The organism is Methylobacterium sp. A52T (assembly GCF_053346095.1).
On record NZ_JBKFBI010000235.1, the window covers coordinates 1 to 4,797 of the forward strand.

General features: G+C 72.1%; 5 protein-coding genes. 3 read left to right on the plus strand and 2 right to left on the minus strand.

Annotation, left to right across the window (positions count from 1 at the left end):
- Position 1: 1 nt before the first annotated feature.
- Positions 2 to 1,024 carry a hypothetical protein gene (locus tag ACLBYE_RS29570; protein WP_447696887.1) on the plus strand — a complete coding sequence of 341 codons (1,023 nt, stop codon included), beginning with the start codon at positions 2 to 4 and terminating at the stop codon, positions 1,022 to 1,024.
- A 93-nt stretch (positions 1,025 to 1,117) separates the two neighbouring features.
- Here the strand turns inward: ACLBYE_RS29570 and ACLBYE_RS29575 are convergent, their stop codons facing one another.
- On the minus strand, positions 1,118 to 1,483 hold the full coding sequence (locus tag ACLBYE_RS29575) for a response regulator (RefSeq protein WP_447696888.1): 366 nt from the start codon (positions 1,481 to 1,483) through the stop codon (positions 1,118 to 1,120).
- Between the two features lie 33 nt (positions 1,484 to 1,516).
- A complete protein-coding gene (locus tag ACLBYE_RS29580) occupies positions 1,517 to 1,798 on the minus strand; it encodes an STAS domain-containing protein (RefSeq protein WP_447696889.1) in 282 nt (93 codons plus the stop codon).
- A gap of 318 nt (positions 1,799 to 2,116) precedes the next feature.
- Here ACLBYE_RS29580 and ACLBYE_RS29585 point away from each other — a divergent pair, with 318 nt between their 5' ends.
- The gene (locus ACLBYE_RS29585; protein ID WP_447696890.1) at positions 2,117 to 3,358 is read left to right on the plus strand and encodes a methyl-accepting chemotaxis protein; all 1,242 of its coding nucleotides are present in this window, start codon (positions 2,117 to 2,119) and stop codon (positions 3,356 to 3,358) included.
- Positions 3,359 to 3,977: 619 nt separating this feature from the next.
- Positions 3,978 to 4,797, plus strand: an 820-nt coding sequence (locus ACLBYE_RS29590; RefSeq protein ID WP_447696891.1) for an Hpt domain-containing protein, incomplete at its 3' end; no start/stop codon positions are given.

A 4,797-nucleotide genomic window follows, 5' to 3' on the forward strand; every position in this document is an offset into this window, starting at 1 on the left:
CATGTCGTCGGCCAATTCCTCGGCCGATTCCTCGGCCACGCCGGGTTCGGGGGCGGCCGACGGGACGCCCGCGGCGGCCGCGGCCCGCGCGCGGCGCCAGGAGGCCGCCGTCGCCGTCGCGGCCGCCACCGTGATGGCGGCGCCGCCGCCGTCCTTCTTCAACTTCTCCGACACTGTGGTGAGCTACCGCTTCCAGGGGCCCTCGGCGGAGCCCGGCCTCCGGGTCCAGCGTCCCGACGGCCAGTTCGTGGGGCGCGAGGTCCCCAAGACCGTCATCAACCTGTTCCACGCCAACGCGTGGGCCTACGGCACCAACCTGCTCTCCCTCGACATCCTCCGGTCCGGATCCCAGGATCCGGCCGGCAATCAGGTTGGCCGGTTCGAGGGCGTCGGCGCCACCGAGTTCTACCTGATCTACCGGGGCGTCCTGAGCCTCAACAAGGTCTTCGACACGCGGGCCCTGGCCATCCCCGGCCTCGCGAAGGATGTCGGCCTGTCGTTCGGGGCCGACGTCAACACCAAGGACACGACCTTCGATTCCGAGAAGCGCGCCGGGACCTTCGGGCTGAGCTTCGCCTTCGACGTGCCGGCCGGGTTCGTGAACCTGAAGGTCCAGGGCTACAAGGAGTTCTCCCGCAACGGCTTCGCCGGATACGGGCCGGTGCCGGGCTTCGACTACGCGCACTTCCGCAGCGTCGAGTTCAAGATGACGCCGGAATTCGAGATCACCTACACGATCCCGCTGCCGTTCACCGGGCTGCCGCTGTCGCTCGCCGGCTTCAACACGATCGTGCTGCCCAAGGGGCGCTACGGTCGATTCAACGAGAACGACACCCAGCTGGAATTCGTCTCCCAGACCAACCTCGTGCTCGATGTCGGGCAGCTCGTCGCCGGCACGCCCAACCGGGTCGAGGTCTTCGCCGGGTTCCAGTACTGGCACAACAAGTTCGGGGGCGACCCGCGGCGCACGCTCAACACCGAGGAGAAGGCGCTGATCGCCGGGGTGGCCTACCACCTGAAATGAGCCGGTCGGATCGGCGCGTCCGCGGCGGGGACATGGCGGGCCCGGTGTCGGGCCCGACGAAGCGGGGCCCCAGGCGCGGCCAGAGCCGCGGCCTCAGGCGCGGACGAGCTTGCCCACGACCGCGAGCAGCTGCTCGGGCTTGAACGGCTTGGTGATCCAGCCGGTCGCCCCGGCCGCCTTCGCCTGCTGCTTGATCGCCTCGTCGGATTCCGTGCTCAGGAAGAGGATCGGCACGCCGGTGCAGCTCGGCAGCGTCCGCAGCTGCTTGATCATCTCCAGCCCGTTCATCACCGGCATGTTGAGATCGGTGATGACGAGGTTGACGCTCGCGCTCCTGGCCTTCGCGAGGCCTTCGGCGCCGTCGCCGGCCTCGATCACCGTGTGGCCGGCCGGGCCGAGCACCACCTTGATCATCTGCCGGATGCTGGGCGAGTCGTCGACGGCGAGGACAGTGGCCATGACACGGATTCCGTTCTTGTGCCTGACGCGCGCCTAGTGGAGCGGCGCGCTGGGGTGTTCGATCGCGGCGCGCCGGAACGCGCTCTCGACCGCCGGGGGGACGTTGACCATCGCGATCCCGGCGGCCCGGCCCCGCGCCGTCCGGTCGGCCGCGAGCACGATCTGGACGAAGGTGACGTCCGCGCGCTCGACCGCCGCGCAGTCGAGGGTGAGGCGCGCCCCGCCGGCAAGCGCCGCCGCCAGCGTGTCCTGCAGCGCCCGGACGGTCCGGATGGTGCAGTCGGGACCGAGCGTGAGGACGGGAGCCTCGGACATGCGGGTTCGTGACCTCGACGACGGATGTGCGGGGCGACGCGCCGCCGCGCCCGAGTCAACACCGCGGCGGGTAAATTCTTCCTGAAGGTTCGGCCAATCGCGGACGGCCGACGCGGACGCGGACCCAGCACAGGACGGAGCTCTGCCCGCCCTCGGACAGTGTTGATTGGCTAATACTGTGATCTGTGCCGGCCGAAGCGGCCAGCGGCCGGGCGATAACGCTTTCTTCAACGGCGATCCTTAGCCTCGGTCGGGTACCGACCGTGGGATTGTTCATGACCCGCGCGCGTCGGACGACGCCGAGAGACCCGCCCGCCGATGGCCTTCCAAGTCGCCCACGACATCCTCAGGCAGGTCCCGGCCCGGTTCCGTCGGCCCGAGATGCGGCCCGAGGTGGGGTCCGAGGTGGGGCTCGATGACCGGCGCGGATCGGGCGCGGCGATCCCCGCCGCCCCGCTCCCGGAGGCGGACGCGTCGTCCAGCGAGCCCGCGCCGCTGCCCGCCGCGATGGCGGCCGAGCCGGCGCCCGCCGCGCAGGCGGCCGACCTGCTCCAGGCCTGGCTCGGCCTCTCGGCGCAGCAGCGGACGCTGCTCGACGCCCTCGTCGCCGAGCTCGGGATCGTCTCCACCGACGTGGAGGCCAACGTCCACGGCCTGTCCAACCGCTTCCAGAGCATCGCCGCCACGACCTGCGAGCAGTCGGAGATCGTCCGGGGGCTCGTCGCCTCGGTGCAGACCGTCCGGATCGACGACCGGACCCTGCAGCTCGGCGACGTCGCCGCCGGCCTCGGCGAGACGCTCACCGCCCTGATCGAGCGGATCACCCTGATGTCGTCCCGCGGGTCGACCCTCGCGCAGGGTCTCGCCGGGGTGCTCGAGGGCCTGTCGTCGGTCGAGGGGAGCGTCGCGCAGATCGAGCGGATCAACCGCCAGACCAACCTGCTCGCCCTGAACGCCAAGATCGAGGCGGCGCGGGCCGGCGCCAGCGGCGCGGCCTTCGCGGTGGTCGCCGACGAGGTGCGCGGCCTCGCCACGACCATCAACGCCCTGTCGGACGTGATCAAGCAGCAGATCGGCACCATGGCGGCCGGCCTGCGCGGCAGCCATGCCCTGCTGGGCGACATCGCGGCGATCGACATGTCCGAGGAGAGCCGGACCGCCGAGACGCGCGTCCGCATGGTGATGCGGGCGCTGGTCGAGCAGAACGCGCAGGTCGCGGGCATCCTGCAGCAGACCGCCGAGACCACGCAGGCCATCACGCAGGACGTGTCGGCGGCGATCGTGGCGATGCAGTTCCAGGACCGGGCCAAGCAGCGCATCCAGAACGTCGAGGGCCTGCTGCGCTCGGCCGGCGCGGAGCTCGGGCGGCTCGCCGACCACAGCGCGGACCGCGTCGCGGCGCCGGGCGCCGCGGCCGACCCGGCCTGGATCGCGGCGGCGATCGCCGGCTGCACCCTGGGGGAGGTTCGCGCGCGCCTGAGCGAGCGCCTGCTCGGGGGGGCTCCGGCCTCCGGGACGCCGGCCGCCGACGACGATCTGGACGGCATCGACCTGTTCTGAGCGCGCCCGCCGCGCCGGCGCGCTCCGAGGGCAGCCCGTTCGGGCCCGGTCGGCGGTCGCGCCGCGGCCGGGCCTTCCCGCGCCGGACCGGCCGCGACGGGTCCCGTTCCCGGTTTCAGTCCCGTCGCGATCCGCGCGCCGCCCGCACGGACCTGCCGCGGCCGGCATCCGCGCGGCTGCGCGCCGGTGGACGTCGATGTTCGTCCACGCAAGTCCACGCCCGACCGAGTCCATCGACGTTCGTTGACGCGCGCCGATGCGCCGTGAAGGCCGGAACCGTGCCGCGCCGCGGGCCCGAGATCCTGTGATCCGCGTCTCACACGATCGCAGTATCCGATAATCAAGCTCTTCGGATCGGCTGCGGATATACTTCCCGTTCGGGATTCAAATCTGTTCGTTAACCGAAAATTTCTGGTCCGATTATATACAACCGAGCAGGTCCGGCGGCGGCTGCGCGTCGTGTCCCGTCACCGCGCCGTCGCCGCGCGCCGGGACGGTCTGTTCGACTGCCTGATCGCGAGGGACGCGGCCGGTCTCCGGTATCGGCACGTCCGTTCGCGCTCGGGATCGGGCGGTTGGTTCTGTATCTGCGTTCTAGGCCCGGGGGTCCGTTCGTCTCATGACTGCTCTCGATCCCGCGGAGATCTTCCGCGCCGAGGCCGCCGAGCTGCTCGCCCGCCTGGAGACGACGCTGCTCGACCTCGGCGACCGGCCCGAGGACCGGGCCCTGATCGACACGGCCTTCCGGGCCCTGCACACCATCAAGGGCTCGGGCGCCATGTTCGGCTTCGAGCAGGTCGCCGCCTTCACCCACGACTTCGAGACCGCCTTCGACCGCGTCCGGCGCGGCGAGGTCCCGGTCGGCCGCGACCTCGTCAACGTCTCCCTCTCGGCCAAGGACTACATCCGCGGCCTCATCGAGGAGCCCGAGGCGAGCGCCCCGATCATCGGCGAGGCCATCCTGGCCGAACTCGAGCAGCTGCTCGGCGCCGCGTCCCGCCCGGCCGCCCCGTCCGCGCTCCTCCCGGAGCCGGCCGCCGATCCCGCTGCGGCGGGGGAGGGCGGCTGGCAGATCGGCATCGCGTTCGCGCCCGAGATCCTCCGCAACGGGACTAATCCCCTGGCGCTCCTCGACGAGCTGCGCGACCTCGGCGCCTGCACGATCGTGCCGCGCCTCGACGCGCTGCCCGAGCTGCCGGCCCTCGACCCCGAGAGCCTCGCCATCGGCTGGGACGTCACGCTGCGGGCGGCCGTGCCCCGCGAGGCGATCGAGGACGTCTTCCTGTTCGTGCGGGACGAGATGACCCTGACGCTTGTCCCGGTCGCGGCCGCGCCACCGGCCACCGCGCCACCGGACGCCGCGCCCGAGCCGGCCGAGGCCGCACCGCCGCCGTCGGGGCCGCCGTCCGGCGCGGTTCCGGTCGCCGGCCTCGCCGCCC